The 1,401-nt window shown below is 70.7% G+C and carries 2 protein-coding genes; both read right to left on the reverse strand.

Features of this window, described 5'->3' with window-relative positions; all coding sequences use genetic code 11:
- Nucleotides 1–459, reverse strand: a 459-nt coding sequence (locus KN815_RS45575; RefSeq protein ID WP_216347671.1) for a hypothetical protein, incomplete at its 3' end; no start/stop codon positions are given.
- 348 nt (nucleotides 460–807) lie between these two features.
- The coding region (locus tag KN815_RS45580) for a type III pantothenate kinase (protein ID WP_216347672.1) at nucleotides 808–1,401 on the reverse strand (594 nt) is incomplete at its 5' end.

Consider the following 1,401-nt stretch of genomic DNA (forward strand, 5'->3'; position numbering starts at 1 on the left):
GCCGGCGCGCTCCGCGAGCCGGGCGCGTACGCCCCGCTCGGCAAGGCGCTCGCAGTGGCTCAGCAGCGCACGTCGGCGCGTCGCCTCACCACCCCCGGCGGCCGACCCGCACAGCGCGCGGAGCGCGGCCAGATCCTCGGCCAGCGGCTCGTAACCGGCCGCGAGGGCGCCCTGGAGCTGCTCGAGATAGCCGACGGCGGCGCCGGGCAGGGCGGCGCGGTAGCGGGCGAGCTCGTCGAGCAGGAACGCTCGCAGCCGCCCGCCCTCGCGGACCGCTTCGTCCACGGCCTCGGCGAGCCGGAGACAGTCCTGGACCTCCTCCGCCCGGTCCGGGCCGAGAGGGCCGGCAGAGGGAGTGACGGGGTCGGGTCGGAGGGCGATGGCGAGGGCGCGTCGGAGCACACGCAGCTCATCCGCACTGAACGCCATTCCGCCGCGGGATCCATATGGCGTGGGCATGGAGCGACTTTAAGTGCTAAGCGGACAAATTTCGCTCAGCGCCGGACGGTGCGGCGCGTTGCGGACGCCGAGCCGCCATACGGGGGAAGCGCCGGACGGGGCCGCGCCGAGGCGGCCCCGTCCGGACCCGGCACCCGGGGCGGACCGTCGCATCCGGGTGCCGGTGTACGTGGTCGACGGCGGTTCCGCTTGTCAATACGGAATTCGAAGTGCCGTCTTTCCCTTGACCGCTCCGTGACCAATGGCGAAGAACGATCGGCGCCCCCTGGCGAATCCAGAGCGCGGGAATTCGTTTCGGAATGCCGTCAATACGGTCGAGCACGCAGGTGAAGAGCTGATCGCCGGTGCTCAGCCGCGCGAGACGTTCCGCTCGTAGACCAGTCTGAGGCCGATCAGGGTCAACCAGGGTTCATGCTCATCGATCACTGAGGATTCTCCTAGGACCATGGGCGCCAGCCCGCCGGTGGCGATCACGGTGACGTCCTCCGGGTCCTGGGCCAGCTCCCGCGCCATTCGCCGGACGATCCCGTCCACCTGGCCCGCGAAGCCGTAGAGGATGCCGGACTGCATGGCCTCCACCGTGTTCTTCCCGATCACGCTGCGCGGGCGGGCCAGTTCGATCTTGCGCAATTGGGCCCCGCGTACGCCCAGCGCCTCGACCGAGATCTCGATGCCCGGCGCGATCACCCCGCCCACGTACTCGCCGCGCGCGCTGACCGCGTCGAAGGTCGTCGCGGTGCCGAAGTCGACGACCACGCACGGACCCTCGTACAGCTCGACGGCGGCCAGCGCGTTGATGATCCGGTCGGCGCCGACCTCCTTGGGGTTGTCCATCAGGATCGGCACACCGGTCTTCACGCCCGGCTCCACCAGGACGGACGGCACATCGCCGTAGTAGCGGCGGGTCACCTCGCGCAGCTCATGGAGCACCGAGGGGACGGT

The sequence above is a fragment of the Streptomyces niphimycinicus genome (assembly GCF_018883605.1).
GTDB classification, from domain to species: domain Bacteria; phylum Actinomycetota; class Actinomycetes; order Streptomycetales; family Streptomycetaceae; genus Streptomyces; species Streptomyces niphimycinicus.